Here is a 21198-nt window from a genome sequence, read left to right on the forward strand (position 1 = left end):
GAAGCTGGTAAGCTAGGCGAGCCGAACAACACGGGAGCGAAAATCTCCCGGACATAAAGGTCCTGTAGAGCAGTTTGGAGTGCTCGCCACCCTGTCAAGGTGGAGGTCGCGGGTTCAAGTCCCGTCAGGACCGCGTACGGCGGCAGCCGCCGAGGTCAGGTAGCTCAGTTGGTACGAGCGTCCGCCTGAAAAGCGGAAGGTCGGCAGTTCGACCCTGCCCCTGACCACCATCCTTGAACAGCCCGAACGCCCCGAGCCGATCACGGCCGGGGCGTTTTAGCTTGTGCGTGACTAACTGTGTGACTATGGCTCCGAAGCCAGCGGGAAAATCGTGTCCATGACCGTCGCTCCCTCCTGCATCACGAGCTGGATCTGCTTCCGGTAGACGGTCTCGGTGACGATCGTGTTGGTGTGCCCGACGAGGCGCGAGATTTGCTCGATCGGGACGTCATGAGCGGAGAGCAAAGACACGAAGCTGTGTCGCAGTTCGCGCGGCGTCCACTCTGCTGGGTCGATGTCCTCGGCACCCTTGATGGCGATCCGGAAGTCCCTTCGCACGTTCTCCGCACTTGGAGGGGAGTGAGGGACACGGCCGGGCTGCGCTGTCCCTTGATCACGGTTTGGTGTCGCACGACCGGACGATCTTGACGTGGGAGCACCCATGAGACGTTATTAGAACACATGTGCCCATTCTGGCAGGAGGCTCTCGTGTTCCCATCCCTGGTTCGCCGATTAGCCGCTTACTGCGGCGCCGCCAGCCTGATCACCGGCCTGCTCACCGTCACGGCCCCCGCCGCCTCGGCGGCCGGCACCACGACCGACCTCGGGGTCACCGACTCCTACACTGCCGACCTTGCCGTCGGCGGCGGCCGGGTGTTCGTTGCCGCCGGCGACCGCATCATCGTGGCCGGCACTGACGGCAACCTCACCGGCGGCGTCGTCACCGGCCTGCCCGGCGTCCAAGAGCTGGCCGTGAACGCGGACGGCACCCGCCTGTACGCGGCTCTCGCCGGCTCGAACGAGGTCGCCGAGATCGACACCGCGAGCCTCGCCGTCACCCGCCGGATCGACCTGTCGGCCCACCCTTGCCCGTCCACCCTGGCATTGTCGGGCGAGCGGCTGTGGGTGGGGCACGGATGCGACAACGGCCCCGGCGGCCTCGTCGACCTGGATCTCAGCGCGAGCGCCCCGGTGCCCGTGGCGGTAGAGGGCGAGTACCTGTGGCCTCCCGTGATCGCGGCCGCCGGTGACACGCTCGTGGTCGGCCAGACCGCCCTGCACCACGTCGACATGCTGGTCTACGACCTCGGCGACGGCGCCCCCGCGCTGCGCGGCACGATCGACGGCCAGGAGTGGCGCCTCGACAACCTGCGCGACCTCACCCTGAGCTCCGACGGCGGCACCCTGTTCAGCGCGGCCGACACCCCCGGTCACTTCACCAGGTACGACACCAGGACCCTGGCGGCGACCGGCACCTACGGCGACGGCTGGGACGGGGCCCCGTCCGCCGTGGCGCTCGGCTCGGACGGCGCGTACGTCGCGGCCGGACGCCAGTGGGGCGGCACCGACCTCACCCTCTACGACGCCGCGACGGGCGCGGAGCTGTTCGCGGCCGACCAGCCGGACGCCGAACTGCTTTCGGACGGCGTCGCGTTCTCCGGCACGGACGTGTTCGCGCTGCTGCGCAGCTCCACGGACCGGCTGCTGCTGTGGCGGGTGACGGGCGTCGCGCTACCGGCCACCAAGCTCACGGTGACGGCCCCCGCGGACGCGTACGCCGGCTCGCCGATCACTGTCGAGGGGCGACTCACCCGCGCCGACGGCGAGGCGCTCGGGCTCAAGCCGCTCACGGTGATCCAGTACCTGCCCGGCTGGACGAAACTGCCGATCACCGGCGTGACGACGCGACAGGACGGCACGTTCACCTTCCAGGACACGCCCGTCTTCGAGCTGCCGCCGTACATCGGCGAGGTGATCTACTGGGTGTTCTGGGACGGCGACGACGGCCACCGCCGCAGCAGCGCCTCCGTCACCGTGACGGTCAAGCGCGAAGCCACGCTCACCCTGACAGGGCCGCAGTCCGGCCTCGCCGGCACGGCCGTGGAGCTGAGCGGCGTCCTGACGTCGGGCGACAGGCCGCCCTCTCCGGGGTCCACACTCACCGTGCAGCGCACCCTGTACGTCAAGGGCACCAGCGGTAAGACCGTCAAGCTCCCGCCGGTGAGGGTGAACGCCGACGGCACATACACGTTCACCGACACGCCCGCCAACGCCGGCAGGTACAGCTACCTCACGAGCTATGCGGGGGACGGCGGGACCGGACCGGCCCAGGCCACCCATCAGATCATCGTCAAGTGACCCGACGACCGGTGCCCGGCCGCCGGGCCGGGCACCTCGGCCGGGATCCGGTGGGGAAGGTCGGCAGTTCGACCCTGCCCCTGACCACCATCATTGAACAGCCCAAACGCCCCGAGCGATCACGCTCCGGGGCGTTCTTGATTTCCAGTGACAGCAACGCTGACAGCAACAAGCATCGTCCTCTTCCAGCAAGGGATCGTCGTTCAACAGCCTTGATGGCGGATGAGCGCCGGATCCGGGCGCCGACGCCTGTCCGCAGACGTCCGAGGTCAGCCATTGATTCGTTTGTGATCGCGTCTGTGTATCACTGTTTGCTGTGGCGCATCCGTGGGCGAGGCTCTCGCGTTGGAGACGAATCCGTAGATGGACGGGCATCGCCGCGGTCTTCGTGGGTCTGGCCGCCTGTCAGGGGGCGTTCGGGCGCAATCTACAGGCGGTCACGTACGGCGAGCCCACATCGTGTCCCAGCGACCTGTTCGAGTCCGGGCCCGCGGCCGGGATGGTGATCGATTGCGTGGGGTGGACACTGCACGTGCCATTCGGCATGGATATCGAACTCAGTACGGCCGCGAGCCATGCCGGCTCTGTGTCGAAGTCCGACACGACCCTGTCCCCATCGAGATCACCCCGGATGGACACCGCGTCGCCTACTTGGACGTGAGAAAGCTCCGCTACCTCGCCAAGGATCTCCGCTCCGGCTTCACCCGCCCGATCACACCACGCCTCACCCCTGAGGAGATCGTCGCAATCACCTCGGTGGTCAGTTCCGCCGACAGCCGCCACTTCGCCGTGTCCACCAGGGAGACCGTCGGACATTCGTCACGGACTTCGAGACGGGCCGGACGAGGACACTCAACCAGGTGTGCTGGGCCTACGGGCTGACCGGCGACAGCCTGATGGGCAGCGCGGGCTGCGATGGTCAGGACGTCTCGATCGACGCCATCCGCTTCGACGGCACGGCGACCCGCTTCCGGTCGGAGGAGGAGCGCCCCCGTGACCTGTCCGCAGACCTGCGGTGGTACATCGACTTCGGGGAGCCGACTTCGGTGTACGAGACCGCAACCGGGCGGCGGGTGCGGGTCCTGCCCTCTGAACTCAGCGAATTCCAGTGGGCGGGCGCCGACACCCTGGTCGCACGAGACGCGGATATCGAGGACGGGGCGACTACATGGCCATCGACGCCAGAACGGGCGAGCTCATCTCGATTGGCATCCCATACTCCGATTCAATCGCCTTCGGCAAGGTCCGTTGATGTCGGACTGGTACGAGCAGGTCCGCCGTACGGCGTCGCTGTTGGGCGGACGCACGCCGTATGCCCGGCGCATGGCGGAGAAGGCACTGCGCGACAGGGAAGGCACGAAGGACGCCTTCTTCTCGCTCTATCGGTCCTATCTCAGCCCCTTCCTCGCCTGGCCCGATCCGGGCTGGGGGACGGAACTCTCCAATCTGGAGCGTGCCGTCCTGGTTGCGTTGCACCATGACGGCTGGACCGAGCAGGAGACCGCCTATTTGTGTGGGCGAAGTAGAAGAGCCGTGCGGCGGGCGGGCGAGAAAGGGCTTCGTGCTCTGGGCACCGATGGCACGGCTCTCGCCGGCACGCTACGGGCGATGACGGAGGATCTTCCTGCGGTCGCCGAGCGGGAGCCCGGGCGGAATCGCACCGGGTGCGGTGTATTGATTGTCTGCTTTATCGCCTTTGTCCTCATGGTGGCCTATTGCTCGGCCCTGGATGCTTCGCTGGGACAGCACGCAGGCCGCGCTCCCTTCGTCGCCCTTGCCTTTTCGGAGCTCAATCCATTGCGCGGCCCTATGCAGGCCACGATCCGGTACACCTATCGCGTCGATGCTCCGGTAACCGGGCTCACCGATGGAAGCTACTGGGTCGTCATCACCGAGTCGGAACAACGGCTGCTTGTCGAGGACGCCACTCCAAGCGACCTCGAGATCAGCCCGAACGGCCGGAGGCTGGCCTACCACAGCCGGAGCAAGCGCGAGGTCGTCGTGTATGACCTTCCGTCGGGGAGGATCAGCACGATGTCGAAAGCCGATGCGTCGGACTACGAACTGTATTTTTCTCCAGACGGTCGCCGCCTCGCGTTCGCTTCCGAGAACAAACTGTATGTCTGGGACGGCAGGCGGCGGCGTGTCCCGGGGTTCGGGCCGGAGTCGACACTGAACGGCTGGTTGACGGGCGGGCGGGCCCTGCTGATTGATGACTCGGAGAGTGTCCGGGCGGTCGATCTCAATGGCACCGTCCTGTTCAGCACAGAGGACTCGGACCACGTGGGCCCGTTGCCCGACGGGAAGACGTGGATCGACGTCGGCTCTGACGAGAATCGCTTCACGCGGTACGGCCGGCGCACAGGTCGCCGGAGCATGCGACTGCCCACGACCGCGAGACTCGAAAAGGTCAAGTGTTGGACCAGTGCGGACACCTTCGTGATCAGCACTTATGGCTACGGGCCCAGCCACTACTACCGGATCGTCATCGAGACCGGGGAAGCCGAGCCTCTGCCTGCTCTGGTCCCGGAAGACATGAAAGAGGTGCGTTTCCCCGGGTGTGTGTGATGATCGACAAGCCTGGGGCCGACAGTGGTGTGCGGGCGCTGGACAGGTCCCGCACAGCGACATCCCCTTACACAATCGTCACAGGATAAGCAAGGGCCCCAAGCGATTCACCAGACCGTAGCGCCCGAAAGCAGATCAATCGATCGCATTTCGATAATGTTGGGGATAAATTTCCGAATCGCCCCCTGAAACGCGACACTTCGATACAGTGGCCGCGATCTTGCAGTCCCATTGTTGACATCGTCAACGGACTCCGTTCAGGGGAGACAACCGAGTGGGTACAGCGCTCACATCCGCGGCGTTGATCGATCACGATCTGCCGGAACCGACAAGCTACCGCGGGCAGCACGTCATCCCGCTGGAGGTCCCTTCCGACGCCTGGCTCGCCTATCACGGGCTCAGCTACTGGCTGGACCCCATTGTCGACGGACAGGAGGGCACTTGCGCTATATCTCTAATCTCGGATGACGGGTTGGAGCTCACCTGCGCCGTCTACGACGAAGCCGGACGGGAAGTACCGCTCGCGGACAACTTCGCCGACCCGCGGAACCCCGACGCCCGATCGTTCCTCATCGTCCTGCGGGAGGGGGAGCCGAATCCCGGCACCAAGGCCGACGAGCCTGTCTGGAGCGAGCGGGTGCACGGCAACTCACTCACCTTCCGCTTCAACTACACCGGCAGCCGCGAGGTGCCGGACGTGGTGCTCCCGCTGGAGCTCGGGGCTCCGGTCGTGCAGCTTCTCGACCGGCGTAGGCTGTGCTTCCGCCTGAAGAGCCAGTCGGCGACCTCGACCCTCCTGGCGCAGCGGGACCAGGACCGGTCCCCGTCCGCCAGCCCGCTGATCTACCTGCACGGTTACGAGGACCCCGACACCGGTGCCGAGACCATCGGAACACGCCTGCCGCCGATCGCCCTGACCCACGAGCGCATCGCCGCCGCCTGGCAGACCGCCAAGACCACCGGCTACTTCGACCCCACGGTGTTCCCCAACGTGCCGGGCGACCAGGACCAGGCCACCCGCGCCGGACTGATCCAGACGGTCGCCGACCTCGACGAGGCGACCGTGGTACAGCAGTTGTCCTCCGGCGCCCGCCTGGTGATCCGCCGGACCGAGACCGGGGCCTACACCTACCGCTTCCTGCCCGCCCCCTCGCACTGCCGTCCCGGGCTGGTACTGGTGGAGTACTACCGGCTGACCTCGTTCCCCGCCCGGTACGGCCCTGGACGCACGATCAAGACGTTCTCGCTGCTGCCCGGGGAGAAGACCACCATCCGCGTCAGCACGTACAAACGCTCGACCGAGAGTCTGCAGAAGACCGCGTCCATCCTGGACGCGAGCAACAGCGAAACCGAAAGCGAGTTCGCCCGCACCGTCAACTCCGAACAATCCAACCAGGACAACGCGAGCAGGAGTCTCGAATATCGGGTCGAGACCGAGGCAGAGGGGCAGGCCAACTGGGGCTGGGGCAGCGCCAGCGCCAAGGTCAGTGGCGGGGTGTCCGGAAGCTCCAACAGTGCCAGGCAGGAGCTCAGCAAGAACCTCACCAACGCGGTCAGCCGGAACGTCGCCCGCGCCTCCTCACGCCGGGAGGTGCAGATCGACACCAGCCTGGATGTGAAGCTGGAGCAGGGGGAGGAGCAGGCGGTCGAGCGAACGCTGGAGAACATCAACGTCAGCCGCACGCTCAACTTCGTCTTCCGCCAGATGAACCAGGAGTTCATCACGCTGCTGCACCTCGTGGACGTGCGTGTGGCCTTCTTCAACGGCCACGCCGAGTCTCGCGACGAGGTCCCGCTGACCGAACTCGACCGGCTGCTGAGCGACTGCCTGCGGCCCGAGAGAATCGCCGAAGTCCGCGACGGCATCCACCGGGAGGTGAGGGCGATCCGCGACCTCGACGGGCGGGCTCGTCCGGACTTTGTCCGGACGGTCTCCGGTGCTGAGGACGACCCGGCGGCCGCTCTCTTCGTCGACCCCGATTGCAGTTCCTCCCACGCAGGACCCAACAGTGTGGAGTACACCGTCCCCGGGGTCCTCGTCGCTGCCGGTCGGCACATCCTGCGGACGGACGGCATCGTCGTGGACGCCTTCCTCGGCGAGGGCAACGCGTTGGACGACTACTCGATCGGGCTACAGACCCAGGCCGTACGGGCGCGGCAGGTCGAGAACGGCGCCGGCGAGGCCGACAGCCGACTGCGCCGGATCGAGGCCGAACGGCTCGAACTGGCCCTCAAGATCGTCGCGGACAACGACAGCGAGCGCGCCGCGCTCTACCAGCAGCTGTTCGTCCGGCCGCAGATCGTCAACCAGATCGATCACGCGGCGGTGAACGCCCTCCCGGACAACGGGCCGGTGTCTCAGCCGGCCCCGGCGAACTGACCCGGCACGGCCACGATGATGCCGATCGAGGAGCAGGAAGCACTGGGGACGAAGGCGCTGGGAGAGGAAAGCAAGATCACCCCGCAGGCCCGCGTCCTCCGTCCCGACGCGACCCGCAACGCGACGAGAGCGCTGACGGCGTCCGCCCCGCGTCAGGCGCCACCGGCGGTCCCGGTGCAGGTGTCGTGGCTCGACATCCCCCTCATCCCCCAGTCGGTGGCGACCAGGGATGCGTTGGAGTCCCAGCTGGACAACCGTTTGACCCTGATAGACGCCGCGATCGCGCAGGCGGAGGCGTCGGTCCTGCATGATCTGTACGGAATGATCATGCCGCTCAGTCTGCTGCGTGAGGTGGTGACGACGATGCGCGCGAAGCCACAGGCAAAGCCCGTCGAAGTGCCGGAGACGGTCATGACGATCAACACCGCCATTGCCCGGATGCGCGCACAGGTGCCACAGCGCAGGACGCTCATCGTCTTCGACAAGAGCGCGGGAGCCTCGGTCGACCGCTTGACCAAAGAGACCAGGAAAGGCCCGTACCGCTCCCGCTGGACCGAGATCCATCCGGTGGGCTCGATCTACGACATAGCCCGGGTGATGGAGGACCTGAAGCGGACGTGGACGACGCTCGACCGGCTCGTCATTCAGGGACACGGGAAGTCGGGCTATCTGTGGGTGGGCGGCGGCACCAATCCAAACACCAAGTATGACAACACGGACAAGGCGTTCTCCGCCTCGGTCGTGACTCCGGGGGAACGGTCGTACGCTGTCACAGACGGTCTGCGCAAGCAGGCGCAAGCACTGGGCCTGGGTTACCAAGGCGGCTTCGCCGACTGCCCCGCCGTGATCCTGACCGGGTGCAACGTCGCCTACAGAGAGATCGGCCGCGACCTCGTCCGGCTGATCTCCGCGAACGTGTTCCCCCTCTGCGTCGTCGTGGCCTTCGTCGACTACACGACCATCTACGACGATCCCGACAACCCGCAACACGGCATCATCTGGAAGCTCGGCGGCACCGGGGTCGAGAAACGACTCCCGCAACCGGACACGATGGTGGTGGCCTATCAGGGTGAGTTCCTGGACTGGGAGCAGTACCAGAACCACCGGCTGATCGGGCAGCGGGGGATGGAGCAGCCGGGGCAGGGACTCCTCACCCAGATGCGGACCATTGGGGTCGATCTCGGACGGCCCCTGAAATGACCTGGCACCGGGTCGCCGTGATGAGGGCCATCTCGGCTTCCCGGCGTCGATCTGCCGCCATCCGGTGCCGGACGTGCCGACGCACGAGAACCCGGACACGGACACGCTCGTGATCTCCCACCGCGCCGGCCTGGTTACCGGGTGGCTGTCCCGCGCCTGCGTGCTCCGGAGCGCGGACGAAGTGGTGGGTTCAGCGCGACTGGTGGCAGACCGCCTCGACGTTGTTGCCGTCGGGATCGCGTACGAAGGCGCCGTAGTAGTCCGGGTGGTACTCCGGCCAGACTCGCGGCTCGTGCAGGACCTCCGCGCCGGCGCCGACGGCCGCGGCGAAGAAGGCGTCGACCAACTGGCGGTCGTTTGCCGTGAAAGCGATGTGCGACTCGCGGAAACCGTCGCCGGTCGACTGCCGGCCGATCCAGAACGTGGGGCGGTCGACGCCGTATCCGATGACCGGACCGAACTCCATGATCCGTCTGCCGCCGAGCGGCGCCAGAACGGCGTCGTAGAAGGCCGCGCTCTTGACGAGGTCTCCGCACTGAATCGAAAAGTGATCAAGCATGGCGGCAGTCTGCCAGACGGCACCGACAGCAGCGGGGCACCGGGACAGCAGCATGATGGAGTGCCGCGTCCTCCGCGGCAGCGTCAGCGGAACTCCTCATTCACCACATCGTCAAGACTGAGAAGTCGAGCTCAGAGATCCGACGCGGGGACGCGCCGCCCTGGATAGCGTACTTACGCCGGCTAGATCACTTGGTCGGAGTTCTCTACGTCCGGGGGTTGTCCATGTCGATCACGTCTCGTCCGCTTACACAGACGGAGCTTCTCCTGGAGCTCGAACCCGTGGTGGGGCGGGAGCTGGATCGGCATCTCGCGGTGGCCAAGGAGTGGTTCCCGCACGAGTACATCCCATGGAGTGAGGGCCGGACGTTCGATGGTGTCCTGGAGGGCGAAGCCTGGTCGCCGGAGGACTCCTCGATCTCCGAGGCCGCCCGTGTCTCGCTCGTCGTCAACCTTCTGACCGAGGACAACCTTCCGAGCTACCACCACGAGATCGCCACCACCTTCGGCAGGGACGGCGCCTGGGGCACGTGGGTGCACCGGTGGACGGCGGAGGAGGGGCGGCACGGGATCGCCATTCGTGACTACCTCACCGTCACCCGGGCCGTCGATCCGGTCGCTCTGGAGCGGGTCAGGATGAGCCACATGCAGAACGGCTTCGCCACCGAGTACGACGGCATGCTCCGGCAGTTGGCATACGTCTCGTTCCAGGAGCTGGCTACCCGTATCGCCCACCGGAACACCGGGAGGGTGTCGGGGGACGGGCTATGCGAGAGGCTGCTCTCGAGAGTCGCCGCTGACGAGAACCTCCACATGATCTTCTACCGGAACCTGCTCGCCGCCGCGTTCGAGCTGGCCCCTTCGCAGACCATGCGAGCCGTCACCGATGTCGTGACGTCGTTCCAGATGCCGGGCCAGGGCATGGAGGGTTTCCCCCGTAAGTCGGTGACGATCGCCATGGCGGGCATCTACGACCTGCGACAGCACTCTGACGAGGTCCTGCTCCCGGTGCTGCGGCACTGGAAGGCATTCGACATCGAAGGGCTCGACGCCGAAGGGGAGCAGGCTCGCGAGGAGCTGTCGGCTTTCCTGGCTCAGCTCGACGCGGCCGCTTCTCGCTTCGAGGAGCGACGGGAGGCCCGGCGGGCGAGAGCCGAAGCCTGAAACGGGGCGGCCGAAGCCTGAAACAGGGCGCAGGCAACCAGGGCAATACGTAGCGAGCGGTCTCTCTGGCGGCACATACTGGAGAGGATGAAGCCAGCCAGCGGCGAGCATCGCCGTCACCTGTCCACAAGTCCCTTCAAACCCCCGCCCCCCGCCGCGCCTCTCGAGCGGTTCAGCGTGAACGACCAGGTGACCCACGATCGGTACGGCCTGGGTGTGGTCATCGGTGTAGAGGACGGCGTAGCCGTGTTCGTCGACTTCCGATCGCAGCAGGAGCGGATCACCGCTCCGTTCAAGCGGCTGTACAAACTCTGAGACCGCTGCACCCCAGGGGAGACGCCCCCGGGTGTGGAGCGGCGGATTCGGGTTCGCCGAAGAATCCGAGGTCGCAGACGGCAACCCCGACGGCAACGTCCACCGCCCAACCGTCGTTCGGCGAGGACGTTGTCGTGGGGAAGCCGAGGACGTGAGTCTCCACGGACCTCCGCATGACCGCGGAGGCCGCCCCGTTCGGCGATGCGACCCAGGAGAGGTTCGTCCTGTCACGCCGGTATGCCGCGGGCACAGGTGGCGTCCGGAGACCCCAGCATCGCCGCTCGCCCGGTCTGCTCTTGACGAGTGACCAACGTTCGGCATGCTCTTGACGGCGGTAAAAAAGCTGCCATAGCTTCGGGGGGTTCCGCGTTCACAGGACACCCTCCTCTTCCGGTATGGGAGCGCTTTCGTGCCTCGACGCCTCCTCCGCATTCCCGCCGCCGTCGCCGGCTCTCTCGCCCTCGCCGCGGCGACCCTGACCGGAACCGCCGGGGCCGCGACGAACATTCGGACCGGCGCCACCGCTGCGGCCGCCGCCCCCTCGCACCTGTCCGGCACCCTCGCCGACGGCGCCACCTGGATCGCCGACGTGCCCGCGGACTGGAACAGCACACTCCTGCTGTTCAGCCATGGCTATGGTCCGGCCGTCGCGCAGAACGCGCCTTCCGACGAGGCCCGTACGGCCCTTCTCTCGGAGGGTTACGCGCTCGCGGGTTCCTCCTTCGATCCGCAGGGCTCGTGGTGGGCGCTGAACAGCGCCGAACGCGACCAGTTCGCCACCCTGGACGCCTTCGGCCGTACGGCCGGCCGGCCGTCCCGCGTCCTGTCGGTCGGGCTGTCCATGGGCGGCCTGATCAACGCCCAGATCGCCCGCGACGGGGCCGGCCGCGTCCACGGGGCCCTCGGGCTGTGCAGCCTCGTCGCGGGAGGCGTCGACCTGGACAACTACCAATACGACGCCGAGTACACGATCGCCTCGCTGCTGATGCCCGGCCAGGAGGTGCGGCTCACCGGCTTCGCCGATGCCGCGGACGCCGCGGCGACGGCGCAGCGGCTGACCGACGCCGTGATCGCCGCGCAGGCCACCCCGCAGGGACGGGCCAGGATCGCGCTCGCCGCCGCCTACCTCAACCAGAGCGACTGGGCGCCCGACCACGACCCGCCGGCGGCCGGCGACCCCGAGGGGCAGGAGGCCCAGCAGTTCGCCTGGCTCTCCCAAGGGGTGCTCGGGTTCATCGAGAACGGCCGCTGGTCCATCGAGCAGTCCGCCGGGGGCAACACGTCCTGGAACGCCGGGATCGACTACGCGGCGCTGCTGCGCGACTCCGAGCACGCCGGCCAGGTGCGGGCGCTGTATCGCAAGGCCGGCCTCGACCTGCGCGCCGACCTGGCCACTTTGACCCGCGGCGCGCACCTGCACGCCGATCCGGGGGCGAGGCGCAGGCTGGAGGCGTCCTCCACCGCCGGTCAGAGCCTCGCGGTGCCGCTGCTCAACCTGCACACCATCGCCGACCAGCTCGTTCCGGTGCAGCAGGAGACGGCGTTCGCCGAACGGGTCCGGGCTGCCGGTGACGACCGGCTGCTCCGGCAGGCGTACGTCGCGCGCCAGGGCCACTGCGCCTTCACCACCGCGGAGATCGTCGCGGGTGTGCGGGCGATCGACAGGCGGGTCACGACCGGCCGCTGGGGCGACGTCGCCGAACCCGCAGTCCTGCAGCGCTCCGCTCTGTCGCTGAACCTCGGCGGGGCCGCCTTCGTCCGCTACCGGCCCGGCCGCCTCGTCGTCGGCCGGTGATCGGCTCGCGGACGACGGCAGGCCCGGCGGAGACCAGGTGATCCCGGTCCGCGTCCACCCGTTCGCGGTGGAGGCGGGCCAGGACGCTCTGGTCGGTCGTCGCCTGGCGCGTCGCGGCGTACCTGGTCGCCGAAGGCGTCGTACGGGTTCGCCGCGAGCGGTTCGGGCGCACCGCACATGGTTCCCTCGGTAGTCGTCCGTGCTCAGACCTGGCTGGCGCCGCCGTCCACGTAGATCTCGGAGCCGGTCATGTAGGTGCTGGCGTCGGAGGCGAGGAAGACGACCGCGTCGGCGACCTCCTCCGGGCGGCCCAGCCGGTTCATCGGCACGCCCGCGGCGAGGTTCTCGAGCAACTGCTGGGAGCCCGCGGCGTCCGGGGCGAGGCCGCTGAGGCCGGGGGTCTCGATCGGCCCCGGCGCGATGCTGTTGACCCGGATGCCGCGGTCCACGAGCTCGCTCGCCCAGCTGCGGGTGAAGGAGCGCAGTGCCGCCTTGCTCGCGGCGTAGACGCTGAACGCCGCCGCGCCCTTCACGTCGATGTTGGAGCTGGTCACCACGATCGAGGCGCCGCGGTTGAGCAGGGGCAGCACCGCCTGCACGGTGAACAGGGTGCCGCCGACGTTGGTGTTTAAGGTGTCGGCGTAGTGCTGCCAGGTGATGTCGCCGAGCGCGGCGAACTCGCCGCCGCCGGCGTTGGCGAACACGATGTCCAGCCCGGCGCCGCGGTCCCGGATCGACGCGGCGACGCGGTCGAGGTCGGCCAGGCTGGTCACTTCGGCCGCAACGCCGGTGGCGTTCTCGCCGATCTCGGCTACGGCGGCGTCGAGAGCCTCCTGCCGGCGTCCGGAGAGGAAGACGTAGGCGCCCTCGGCGGCGAGGCGGCGGGCCGCGGCGAGGCCGATGCCCGCTGTGGCGCCGGTGACGAGGGCGGTCTTGCCGGTGAGCTGTCCCATGGTGATTTCTCCTTCGTGCACTTCGTCGGAGCGGCCAGTCCGCGCCGCCGCGGAAGCGGCAGGCCGGGTGAGCCGGGTTCGTTCCTATTTCTGTATCGATCGGTACGCAATAGGGAACCCTAGCACGTGTCCAGATATTTCTGTACTGATCGGTTAGGATGAGGGGCGTCACCGAGGTGGGAGACGAGAAGATGGCGGAGAAGACCCGGGAGCGGGGCCGTCCGCGAGGCTTCGACGCGAACGCGGCCCTCGACCGCGCCGTGGAGGTGTTCTGGCGCCGGGGTTACGAAGGCTCCTCGCTCAGCGACCTCACCGAGGCCATGGGCATCAACCGGCCGAGCCTGTACGCGGCCTACGGCAACAAGGAGGAACTGTTCCGCCGGGCGGTCGCGCGCTACGCCGAGGCCGACATGGCGTACGCGCGGGAAGCGCTCGCGGAGCCCACGGCCTACCAGGTGATCGCCAGGTTCCTGCGCGCCAACGCCGACGCCCTCACCCGGACCGACCGCCCGCCGGGATGCCTGTCCATCCAGGGCGGTCTGTCCGACGGCAGCGACGGCGGCAGCGTCGCCCAGTTCCTGGCCGCCGGCCGGCTCGCGGGGGAGCGGGCGCTGGCGGAGCGTCTGGCCCGCGCGGTCGACGAGGGTGATCTGCCGACCGGGACCGATCCGGTGGCCCTCGCCCGCTATGTCATGGTCGTCAGCGAGGGCAACGCGGTGCACGCCGCGGCGGGCGCCGATCGGGCAGGCTTGCACGCCACCGTGGACATCGCACTGCGAGCCGTACCACGAAATCCGCAGGGGGCGGGGTGAGGGTATCGATGAATCCCCCGTCACTCGGCGCCGGCACTTCGGCGAGGGCGTTGTGGTGGGGCAAGCTGAGGGCGTGAGTGTCGTTGTATCTCCGGATGACGTCGGAGTCCCTCGGGCGCAGGCCGGCCCCACTCCGCAGCACCTGCTCACGACCCTGCTCGGTGAGTATCTCGACTCCTCGGATGCCGATCTTCCGTCGATGGCGGTGGTCGCGATACTCGGGGAGTTCGGTATCAGCGAGTCCAGCGCGCGGGCCGCGTTGTCCCGGCTGACCAAGCGTGGCCTGATCGCCGTACGGGGGTCGGGGCGGCCGCCGGTGTATCACCTCACGCCTGCGGCGATCGCCAGGCACCGGTCCCGGATGGATCATTTCCTGAGCTTCGGCGCGCGCCCGCCGCAGTGGACCGGGGAATGGGTGACCGTGTCCTTCTCGGTCCCCCAGTCCGGCCAAGGCCAGGCCCCGCGGCACGCGGTGCGCAAGGCTTTGGGGTCGCTGGGTTTCGCGCGGCTGTACGACAGTGTGTGGATCCGGCCGGGATCCGATTCAGGTCCGGTGACCCGAGCGCTCCACGACGTTCTGGACGGGGTCGAAGGTAGCCGGTGGTCGGTGACGCGCGCCCGGTTCGAGGAGGAGGCCGGCCCGCACGGTCCGGCCGCCGCCTACGATCTGGCCGGTCTCGCCGCTGCTTATGAGGCTTTCATCGCGCGGTACTCGGATTTGCGGGTGGCCGTGCGCAACGGGGAGGTCGACGCGGCCCGGGCGCTGGTGGCCCGGACCTCGGTCATGGATTCCTGGCGGAAATTTCCGGACATCGACCCGAACCTCCCTGAGCACCTCCTGCCGAAACCGTGGCCCTGCCAGGCGGCCAGGGCCCTCATGCTGGAGATCCATTCCGCTCTCGGCTCGCTCGCCGAGGCGCGGCTCGTCCAGGTGGCGACCCCGTACTGGCCGGACGCCGCGTCCTGGATCACCCACTTCCAGGCGTCGGAGAACGGCGTTTCGGTCCCGGCCGCCGGAGACGGTCGCAAGAAACGGGTGTTGACACGAACGTCGCGGAGCGCAAGGCCCGACAGCGCGTACGGCTGATGCTTCTACGAGGTGCGGAACGGTGTACAGCTCCGTTCCGGCAGTCGCACGAGGGGAAGGGTCTCCGGCTTCCAGGGCGGGTGGTCAGGCGCGAACGAACTCGACGATGGCGCGGGCGAACTCCTGAGGCTGCTCGAGATGGCCCATATGCCCGCTGTTCTCGAGCACCGTCAGGCGGGAACCGGTGATGCTCTCATGGGCGACGCGCGCCCAGCGAGTGCCGCCGAAGAAGTCGTGCGCACCGGAAATGATCAGTACGGGAACCTCCAGCGAACGGAGTTCGTCCCGCACGTCGAACGGCACGGGTTCCTCGCCGCGCATCGGGTCGATCCAGGCGTTCAGCGCGGCGCGCATCGGCTCCAGTTTCTGCTTGTGCGCCCAGTAGTCGGCGAAGTACGCCGGAAGGATCTCCCTTAGGGACGTGGTGTACGCCTCGTCGTCCTGTGCGGCCAGCGCTCGCTGGAGCGCGTCGGGGATCTCGCCGGCTGCGGGCCGGTGTGGGAGTCGCTGCGGATATCCGCTGATGTTCGCCATCGCGTCGGCCCAGAACTCCTCGCCCGTGACCGGCGAGGTGGAGTAGAGGATCGCTCCGGCGACGTGACCCGGGTGATCGAGCGCGTAGCGCTGGACGACGAACCCGCCGTGCGAATGGCCGAGCAGGAAGACGGCGGGTACGCCCAGATGCTCGACCACGCCATGGACGAACCGGGCGTAGGTGTCGATCCGGTAGTCCCGGCGGTCGTCGAGGCGGCCGGAGGATCCTGTGCCGATCGGCTCGAGGTACACCATGGTCAGGTGCTCTTCCAGGGCCGGCGTCCGCAGGTACTCCCAGGCGATGCCCGGACCGCCCGAATGCACCAGGCACACCGGGCCGGTGCCCGCGACATGGAAGACCTGCCGCGTACCCTCGATGCTGATCTCATGCCTGCCCCGCGCGAGGGAGGGGGAGGTGATGGAACTCATTCGTCATTCCCTTGTCTATCGGCCGGCGACCGGCTCGTGTGCTCGAACGGGGAGAACAGGCCCCGGGCCCTGACCCCGGCGAGCGGATCAGGGCCGTACGCCGAAGGCCGCGTCTGTCCGCCGCTCAGCTGGGGGAGCCGGATGCCGACTGAATGGCCGCTCGGACCTGCTGGGCGAATCCCCGCACGGTGTAGTCCGCGGGAAGGCTGTCGATCAGCACGAGATCGGAGATGGCGTTGTTGACACGCAGGGGCAGGATCTTCTGGTATTCCGCCGAGTTGTACCACCGGTCGGCGGCGGCGCGGTCGGGGAACTCCATGAGGACGACCAGGCCTGGCCACGCTCCCTCCACGACGCTCACCTCCCCGTTGGCGAGCCACTTGCCGCCGTAGGGCTTCACGGTGGCCTCGACCTCTTCGAGGTAGGTCAGACCCGCTTCGTTCGGGACGTCCCCGGGGATGCGGAGGTGGTTGATCAGGTAGGTGCTCATGTCGAGCCTTCCGTCGAGTGGCTGGGGATCGCTGCAGCGACTCTTAGATTACGTGCATAATCTTTCGGTCTGTCCCGTGCGGCCGGGTTCGTGACGCATCTCACGTCGCTCTCGTTGATCCATGGCCGGATCGGCGGGTCTGGGCATGGCGTTGCCCACAACGGCGCCTCGTGAGTGATCGGGTGGAGGCTCCCGGGGGTGCGCGCCCGGAGCTCTGGGGGTGCGGCGGCGCGTATAGATTGCGACTATAATCTACGTCTCACGCGGCAGGCCGGCCCGAACGCCTGGTATCCAGCTTCCGACCCGTTGGTGAATCGAAGCGACGAGGGATCGAAGATGAGTCGAGTATCACAGGCTGAGGCACGGGAAAATCGAAAGCGTGTGGTGGAATCCGCCTCGCGACTCTTCCGCGAGAAGGGGGTGCGCGATGTGAGCGTCGCCGACGTCATGCAGTCGGTCGGCATGACGCAGGGCGGCTTCTACAAGCAATTCGCCTCCAAGGCGGCGCTCGTCGACGAGGCCACAGCCAGAGCCTTCTCCGACATGCTGCGGTATCTGGCGGCCTTGGACGACGACCAGGGTGGTCACGATGCCGCGTGGTCGTCGCTGATCGACTCCTACCTGGCACCCGAAGCACGTGACAACCCCGGCAGCGGATGCCCGGCAGCCGGGTTCGCCGGCGATTTCGCCCGAGACCCTGAATGGCGCGACACCTACGCCGCCGGAGTTCGCGACATGGCCGGCTGGATCGCTCCCGGGGACACCGGGCTGGCGGCCCTGTCCACCCTTGTGGGCGCTCTCCTGCTCGCTCGAGCGACGGCGGGCTCCCCTCTGTCCGAAGAGATCCTGCGAGCAGCGAGAAAGGCAGCAGCTCGACTGACCGACTGACATGGCGATCGTGACCGATGGGACGGCGTTCAGGGGGGTGGTTGAGACGGGCCTCCTGGTGATCATCCACGCAGGAATGAGCGGATGGCGGGGACGAGGTCGGCGTGGGCGTCTTCCAGCAGATAGTGGCCCGCGCCGTGATACCGGCGAATCCGGGCGGCGGGGAAACGCCGCCGCCATTCGTCCAGTACGGCGCGGTCGAAGACCGGGTCGTCCATTCCCCAGGCGATCAGCGTGGGCCGGTCGGCGAACTGCGCCAGCGACGCGCCGGTGGCCCGCAGGAGCGGCCAGGAAGGGTCGCCGGGGCGCAGCGGGATGTCCTGGACGAAGCGCTGGATGGCCACACGGTGCTCGGGCCGGTCGTAGGGGGCGAGGAACGCCGAGCGCACCGGAGCGGGCATCCGGCGCCGGACTCCCAGCGGACGCCAGGTGGCGCCGCGGGCGAACAGGTTGTGATGCAGGAACAGGCGGGTGCCCAGCCGGGTGTCACGCAGCACCCGGTACGGCAGGCGCAGCAGGGGACGTACGCGTTCGCCGTGCGGGTTCGGAAAGGCCGCGGTGTTCAGCAGGACCAGGCGCGCGATCCGGTCCGGGTGGCGGCAGGCCCAGGCCATGCCGATCGGCCCGCCCCAGTCGTGCAGGACGAGGGTCCACCCGTGTTCCGGGGCGCCGCCGGCGGTGATGAGGTGTTCGGTCAGCGCGTCCAGGTCGTCCACGCGGGCGGCCAGGTCGTAGGGGTAACGGCCGGTGTCCGGCTTGTCCGACAGGCCCATGCCGATGTGGTCGGGGGCGACGCAGCGGAACTCCGCACGCAGCGCGAGGATCGGCCGCCGCCACAGGTAGCTCCAGGAAGGGTTCCCGTGCAGGAACAGCACCGGCTTCCCCGCCCCCTCGTCCAGGTAGTGCTGGCGCAGGCCGTCATGACGCGGGTGGGCGAACCACCGGGAGGCGAACGGATAGTCCGGGAATCCGGTCACCGGATCTTCTCCCTGGAAAGGTGGGCGGTGAGCCGGGCCAGTCCGTCCGCCATGCTCACCCGGGGCCGGTAGCCGAGATCGCGACGCGCCGCGGAGATGTCGAACCAGTGCGCCGTCGATGCCTGCTCCACCAGGAACAGCAGCGGCGGCAGGCGCCGCGTTCCCGGCAGCCGGCGAGCCCGCTCCAGCAGCCGGGCCGCCCGCAGGACGGGTCCGACGGGCGCCCGGCGGGTCACCGGAGGCAGCCCAGCGGCACGCAGCAGCAGGTTGAGCCATTCCCCGAAACCGCACGGCTCGCCCTGGGCGATGAAGTAGGCCCGGCCGGCCGGGGGTGAGCCCGGACGCAACCGGTCGAGAGCGAGCAGGTGGGCGTCGGCGGCGTTGTCGACGTAGACGGTGTCGACGGTCTTGTCGGCCTCGCCCAGCAGGCACAGCAGACGGCGTCCCGCCACCAGCCTGGGCAGGAAGTGCGGATCTCCCGGCCCCCAGATGAGATGCGGGCGCAACGCGACCGCCGTCACCCGCCCGGCCGCGGCGTCGGCGAGGACGAGCCGCTCGGCTTCGGCCTTGGTCCGCGGGTAGGCGGCGGGAAAACGGCGGGCGTACGGCACGGACTCGTCCACGCCCTCCAGGTCCCGCCCGTCGTGGACGACGCTCGGCGAGGACGTGTGGACCAGGCGGGCGCCGTGGCGCGCGCAGGCGTCCAGCACGTTCCGCGTGCCCGACACGTTGACCTCCTCGTAGTCCCGGTCCCGTCCGTGCACGCCGGCCTTCGCGGCGCAGTGCACGACCGCCTCGCACGGGGCGACGGCGGCCGCCACCGCCGCGCGGTCGCGCACGTCGGCCAGGTGCTGGACGACCCCGAGCGCCGCCAGCGCCGGGCTGTGGTGCCGCTGGAGGGCGTGAACGGTGTCACCGCGGGCGGCCAGCCGCCGGCAGACGGCCTCTCCCAGGAAGCCCCCGCCCCCGGTCACCAGGACCCTCATGGCCCGACCGGCCGTACGCGCCGCGCGGCCCACCGGGCGAGCTCGGACCGGCGGATCTTGCTGTTGTGCCGGGCGTCGACCGGAAACCCGGGATGGAACAGCACGTCGCGGAGCCCGGCGGTGTGCGGAAGGCGGGCCGCCACCTCCAGGACGTCGGCCGTCACGCGTGCGTCGTCCCGGGATCCCGGCTCGCGCTCCACGACCAGGACCGGGCGCTGCGCGCCGACGGGACCGACGCCGACCAGCGCGGTGCGGCGGACCCCGGGCACGGCGGCGAAGACGGGTTCGACCTGGTCGGTGTGCAGGTCGCCGCCGGCGGTACGGACCCGTTCCGATTTGCGTCCGGCGAACCAGAGCCTTCCCTGCTCGTCGAACCGGCCGACGTCGCCCATGCGGTGCCAGACGCGGTCCCCGTCGCGGATCCGGGCCAGCGCGGTCGCCTCCGGATCGTCAAGGTAGGGATCGCTGACGGTGGGGGCGGCCACGGCGATCTCCCCGATGGCGCCGGGCGGCACGACCAGATCCGCACTCCACCGCTCGACGGGGTCGTCGCTGAGGGCGATGACGCGTACCTCGGTGCCCGGGAGCGGAGGGCCCAGGCAGGTGCCCGCCCCGGCGGCGGTGGCCGCGGCGTGCTCGGCGAGCAGGCGGCTCTCGATCGCGGCCACCGGCATGCACTCGGTGGCGCCGTACACCGACAGCACCCGCGCGTCGTCGCGCAGGCAGCCGCGCAGGCGGTCCATCACCGGCATCGGCAGCGGCGCCCCGGCGGACACCACGTCGCCGAGCGTGTCCAGCACCAGGCCATGGGCGGCGCAGTGCCGTGCGAGCCGGTCCAGCAGCGCGGGGGCGGCGAACATCCCGGCCACGCGATAGCGCCGGATGTCCGCGACTAGGGCGGCCGGGTCGGCCCGCACCGGATGCCGCGGGTCCATGTCCGGGATCACCACGGTCGCCCCGAACGCCGCCGCTCCCAGGGCGAACGGCGCGAACGTCGACATCACCGGCGTTCCCGGTTCCACCGTGCCCAGCGCGCCAAGCAGGGTGAGCTGCGCGGCCAGGTGCCGGTGCCGCAGCGGCACGCCCTTGGGCGGGCCGGTGGAACCGGAGGTGTACGCGATCAGCGCCAGGTCGTCGGGCCCGGCGGAGCGCTCGCCGGGCCGAAGGTCGCGTGCGGGCACTCCGGACGGCCATGCCGGGCCGTGGGCCCGCCGCGAGGGGACCGTGACGGACACGCGGACGTCAGGGGCCCAGCCCAGCAGCCTCCTGGCCAGGTGTACGGCGGGGATCGCGACGAAGGCCTCGGGCGCCGCCTGGCGCAGACAGCGCTTGATCGCGCCGAGCGGCAGCCCGGGATCGACCAGCACCGGCACCGCGCGGAGCCGTACCAGGGCGACGGCCAGCGCGCCCAGTTCGGGGCCCGGCGGGACCAGCAGGCCGGTACGCATGCCGGGGCGGATTCCGGCCCCGGCGAGGACCGCGACGGCGTGGTCCACCGACCGTGACAGCTCCCCGTAGGTGGTGGCCGCCGGGCTGCGGCCGCCGACCTGGCAGGCGATCACGTCGGGCTGCTCGCGGAACCAGTGCTCGGCGCGGACGATCAGCTCGCTGATCGGCTCGGCCGGGCCGGAGCCGCTCGAACGGGTCGCCCGGGTCGTCACCGGATCACCGCCGCATGTCGGTGGCTCCGGCTCGGGGGAGTCG

The 21198-nt window shown here is 69.1% G+C and carries 18 protein-coding genes and 2 tRNA genes; 12 read left to right on the forward strand and 8 right to left on the reverse strand.

What is annotated here, in order from left to right; genetic code table 11:
* The first annotated feature begins 58 nt into the window (after positions 1 to 58).
* Positions 59 to 133, forward strand: a tRNA-Asp gene (locus HHX37_RS27965).
* A 20-nt stretch (positions 134 to 153) separates the two neighbouring features.
* Positions 154 to 230 (forward strand) — tRNA-Phe (locus tag HHX37_RS27970).
* A gap of 73 nt (positions 231 to 303) precedes the next feature.
* On the opposite strand, the gene HHX37_RS27975 is transcribed toward HHX37_RS27970, so the two are convergent.
* The gene (locus HHX37_RS27975; protein ID WP_182874998.1) at positions 304 to 663 is read right to left on the reverse strand and encodes a tyrosine-type recombinase/integrase; all 360 of its coding nucleotides are present in this window, start codon (positions 661 to 663) and stop codon (positions 304 to 306) included.
* Positions 664 to 708: 45 nt separating this feature from the next.
* On the opposite strand from HHX37_RS27975, the gene HHX37_RS27980 reads away from it, so the two are divergent.
* From HHX37_RS27980 to HHX37_RS27995, 4 genes are all read left to right on the forward strand, one after another.
* Positions 709 to 2358, forward strand: coding sequence for a hypothetical protein (locus tag HHX37_RS27980; protein WP_182887372.1), 1650 nt, complete (start codon positions 709 to 711; stop codon positions 2356 to 2358).
* A 1251-nt stretch (positions 2359 to 3609) separates the two neighbouring features.
* Complete coding sequence (locus HHX37_RS27985; protein ID WP_182887373.1) at positions 3610 to 4926, forward strand: TolB family protein; 1317 nt, start codon at positions 3610 to 3612, stop codon at positions 4924 to 4926.
* Positions 4927 to 5227: 301 nt separating this feature from the next.
* Positions 5228 to 7306, forward strand: coding sequence for a hypothetical protein (locus tag HHX37_RS27990; protein ID WP_182887374.1), 2079 nt, complete (start codon positions 5228 to 5230; stop codon positions 7304 to 7306).
* Between the two features lie 15 nt (positions 7307 to 7321).
* Positions 7322 to 8506, forward strand: coding sequence for a hypothetical protein (locus HHX37_RS27995; protein ID WP_182887375.1), 1185 nt, complete (start codon positions 7322 to 7324; stop codon positions 8504 to 8506).
* Between the two features lie 190 nt (positions 8507 to 8696).
* Here HHX37_RS27995 and HHX37_RS28000 read toward each other — a convergent pair whose 3' ends face one another.
* Positions 8697 to 9065 (reverse strand): VOC family protein, encoded by a 369-nt coding sequence (locus HHX37_RS28000; RefSeq protein WP_182887376.1) that lies wholly within the window; start codon positions 9063 to 9065, stop codon positions 8697 to 8699.
* Between the two features lie 224 nt (positions 9066 to 9289).
* On the opposite strand from HHX37_RS28000, the gene HHX37_RS28005 reads away from it, so the two are divergent.
* The 3 genes from HHX37_RS28005 to HHX37_RS28015 all read left to right on the forward strand — a co-directional run bounded on the left by HHX37_RS28005 (position 9290) and on the right by HHX37_RS28015 (position 12338).
* Positions 9290 to 10228, forward strand: coding sequence for an acyl-ACP desaturase (locus HHX37_RS28005; protein WP_182887377.1), 939 nt, complete (start codon positions 9290 to 9292; stop codon positions 10226 to 10228).
* An 87-nt stretch (positions 10229 to 10315) separates the two neighbouring features.
* Positions 10316 to 10543, forward strand: coding sequence for a hypothetical protein (locus HHX37_RS28010; RefSeq protein ID WP_111699146.1), 228 nt, complete (start codon positions 10316 to 10318; stop codon positions 10541 to 10543).
* 409 nt (positions 10544 to 10952) lie between these two features.
* Positions 10953 to 12338, forward strand: coding sequence for an alpha/beta hydrolase (locus HHX37_RS28015; RefSeq protein ID WP_182887378.1), 1386 nt, complete (start codon positions 10953 to 10955; stop codon positions 12336 to 12338).
* A gap of 203 nt (positions 12339 to 12541) precedes the next feature.
* Here HHX37_RS28015 and HHX37_RS28020 read toward each other — a convergent pair whose 3' ends face one another.
* Positions 12542 to 13291 (reverse strand): SDR family NAD(P)-dependent oxidoreductase, encoded by a 750-nt coding sequence (locus HHX37_RS28020; RefSeq protein WP_182887379.1) that lies wholly within the window; start codon positions 13289 to 13291, stop codon positions 12542 to 12544.
* A gap of 158 nt (positions 13292 to 13449) precedes the next feature.
* Between HHX37_RS28020 and HHX37_RS28025 the strand changes: the two genes are divergently transcribed.
* Entirely contained in the window at positions 13450 to 14103 is a 654-nt protein-coding gene (locus HHX37_RS28025) for a TetR/AcrR family transcriptional regulator (RefSeq protein WP_259406822.1), read from the forward strand.
* A 73-nt stretch (positions 14104 to 14176) separates the two neighbouring features.
* Positions 14177 to 15190 (forward strand): PaaX family transcriptional regulator C-terminal domain-containing protein, encoded by a 1014-nt coding sequence (locus tag HHX37_RS28030; RefSeq protein WP_182887469.1) that lies wholly within the window; start codon positions 14177 to 14179, stop codon positions 15188 to 15190.
* Between the two features lie 84 nt (positions 15191 to 15274).
* On the opposite strand, the gene HHX37_RS28035 is transcribed toward HHX37_RS28030, so the two are convergent.
* Positions 15275 to 16153 (reverse strand): alpha/beta fold hydrolase, encoded by an 879-nt coding sequence (locus HHX37_RS28035; protein ID WP_182887380.1) that lies wholly within the window; start codon positions 16151 to 16153, stop codon positions 15275 to 15277.
* Between the two features lie 124 nt (positions 16154 to 16277).
* On the reverse strand, positions 16278 to 16643 hold the full coding sequence (locus tag HHX37_RS28040; protein ID WP_111699153.1) for a DUF1330 domain-containing protein: 366 nt from the start codon (positions 16641 to 16643) through the stop codon (positions 16278 to 16280).
* A 336-nt stretch (positions 16644 to 16979) separates the two neighbouring features.
* On the opposite strand from HHX37_RS28040, the gene HHX37_RS28045 reads away from it, so the two are divergent.
* Complete coding sequence (locus tag HHX37_RS28045; RefSeq protein ID WP_111699155.1) at positions 16980 to 17531, forward strand: TetR/AcrR family transcriptional regulator; 552 nt, start codon at positions 16980 to 16982, stop codon at positions 17529 to 17531.
* Between the two features lie 62 nt (positions 17532 to 17593).
* On the opposite strand, the gene HHX37_RS28050 is transcribed toward HHX37_RS28045, so the two are convergent.
* Genes HHX37_RS28050 through HHX37_RS28060 form a run of 3 tightly spaced genes read right to left on the reverse strand, consistent with a single transcriptional unit; the run spans position 17594 to position 21155 of the window.
* The gene (locus tag HHX37_RS28050) at positions 17594 to 18508 is read right to left on the reverse strand and encodes an alpha/beta fold hydrolase (RefSeq protein WP_182887381.1); all 915 of its coding nucleotides are present in this window, start codon (positions 18506 to 18508) and stop codon (positions 17594 to 17596) included.
* Positions 18505 to 19494, reverse strand: coding sequence for an NAD-dependent epimerase/dehydratase family protein (locus tag HHX37_RS28055; RefSeq protein WP_182887382.1), 990 nt, complete (start codon positions 19492 to 19494; stop codon positions 18505 to 18507). Before HHX37_RS28055 ends, HHX37_RS28050 begins: the two co-directional genes overlap by 4 nt.
* Positions 19491 to 21155, reverse strand: a complete 1665-nt coding sequence (locus HHX37_RS28060; RefSeq protein WP_220503217.1) for a fatty acid CoA ligase family protein — start codon at positions 21153 to 21155, stop codon at positions 19491 to 19493. The genes HHX37_RS28055 and HHX37_RS28060 overlap by 4 nt, the downstream gene beginning before the upstream one ends.
* Between the last annotated feature and the right edge of the window lie 43 nt (positions 21156 to 21198).

The organism is Microbispora sp. H10885 (assembly GCF_014161415.1).
Lineage (GTDB): Bacteria > Actinomycetota > Actinomycetes > Streptosporangiales > Streptosporangiaceae > Microbispora > Microbispora triticiradicis.

Excerpts from the sequence above, each read along its gene's own strand:
- HHX37_RS27975 (WP_182874998.1), bottom strand. The coding sequence starts at position 663 with ATGGGTGCTCCCACGTCAAGATCGTCCGGTCGTGCGACACCAAACCGT.
- HHX37_RS27985 (WP_182887373.1), top strand. The coding sequence starts at position 3,610 with ATGTCGGACTGGTACGAGCAGGTCCGCCGTACGGCGTCGCTGTTGGGC.
- HHX37_RS27995 (WP_182887375.1), top strand. The coding sequence starts at position 7,322 with ATGATGCCGATCGAGGAGCAGGAAGCACTGGGGACGAAGGCGCTGGGA.
- HHX37_RS28000 (WP_182887376.1), bottom strand. The coding sequence starts at position 9,065 with ATGCTTGATCACTTTTCGATTCAGTGCGGAGACCTCGTCAAGAGCGCG.
- HHX37_RS28005 (WP_182887377.1), top strand. The coding sequence starts at position 9,290 with ATGTCGATCACGTCTCGTCCGCTTACACAGACGGAGCTTCTCCTGGAG.
- HHX37_RS28010 (WP_111699146.1), top strand. The coding sequence starts at position 10,316 with ATGAAGCCAGCCAGCGGCGAGCATCGCCGTCACCTGTCCACAAGTCCC.
- HHX37_RS28020 (WP_182887379.1), bottom strand. The coding sequence starts at position 13,291 with ATGGGACAGCTCACCGGCAAGACCGCCCTCGTCACCGGCGCCACAGCG.
- HHX37_RS28025 (WP_259406822.1), top strand. The coding sequence starts at position 13,450 with ATGAGGGGCGTCACCGAGGTGGGAGACGAGAAGATGGCGGAGAAGACC.
- HHX37_RS28035 (WP_182887380.1), bottom strand. The coding sequence starts at position 16,153 with ATGAGTTCCATCACCTCCCCCTCCCTCGCGCGGGGCAGGCATGAGATC.
- HHX37_RS28040 (WP_111699153.1), bottom strand. The coding sequence starts at position 16,643 with ATGAGCACCTACCTGATCAACCACCTCCGCATCCCCGGGGACGTCCCG.
- HHX37_RS28045 (WP_111699155.1), top strand. The coding sequence starts at position 16,980 with ATGAGTCGAGTATCACAGGCTGAGGCACGGGAAAATCGAAAGCGTGTG.
- HHX37_RS28055 (WP_182887382.1), bottom strand. The coding sequence starts at position 19,494 with ATGAGGGTCCTGGTGACCGGGGGCGGGGGCTTCCTGGGAGAGGCCGTC.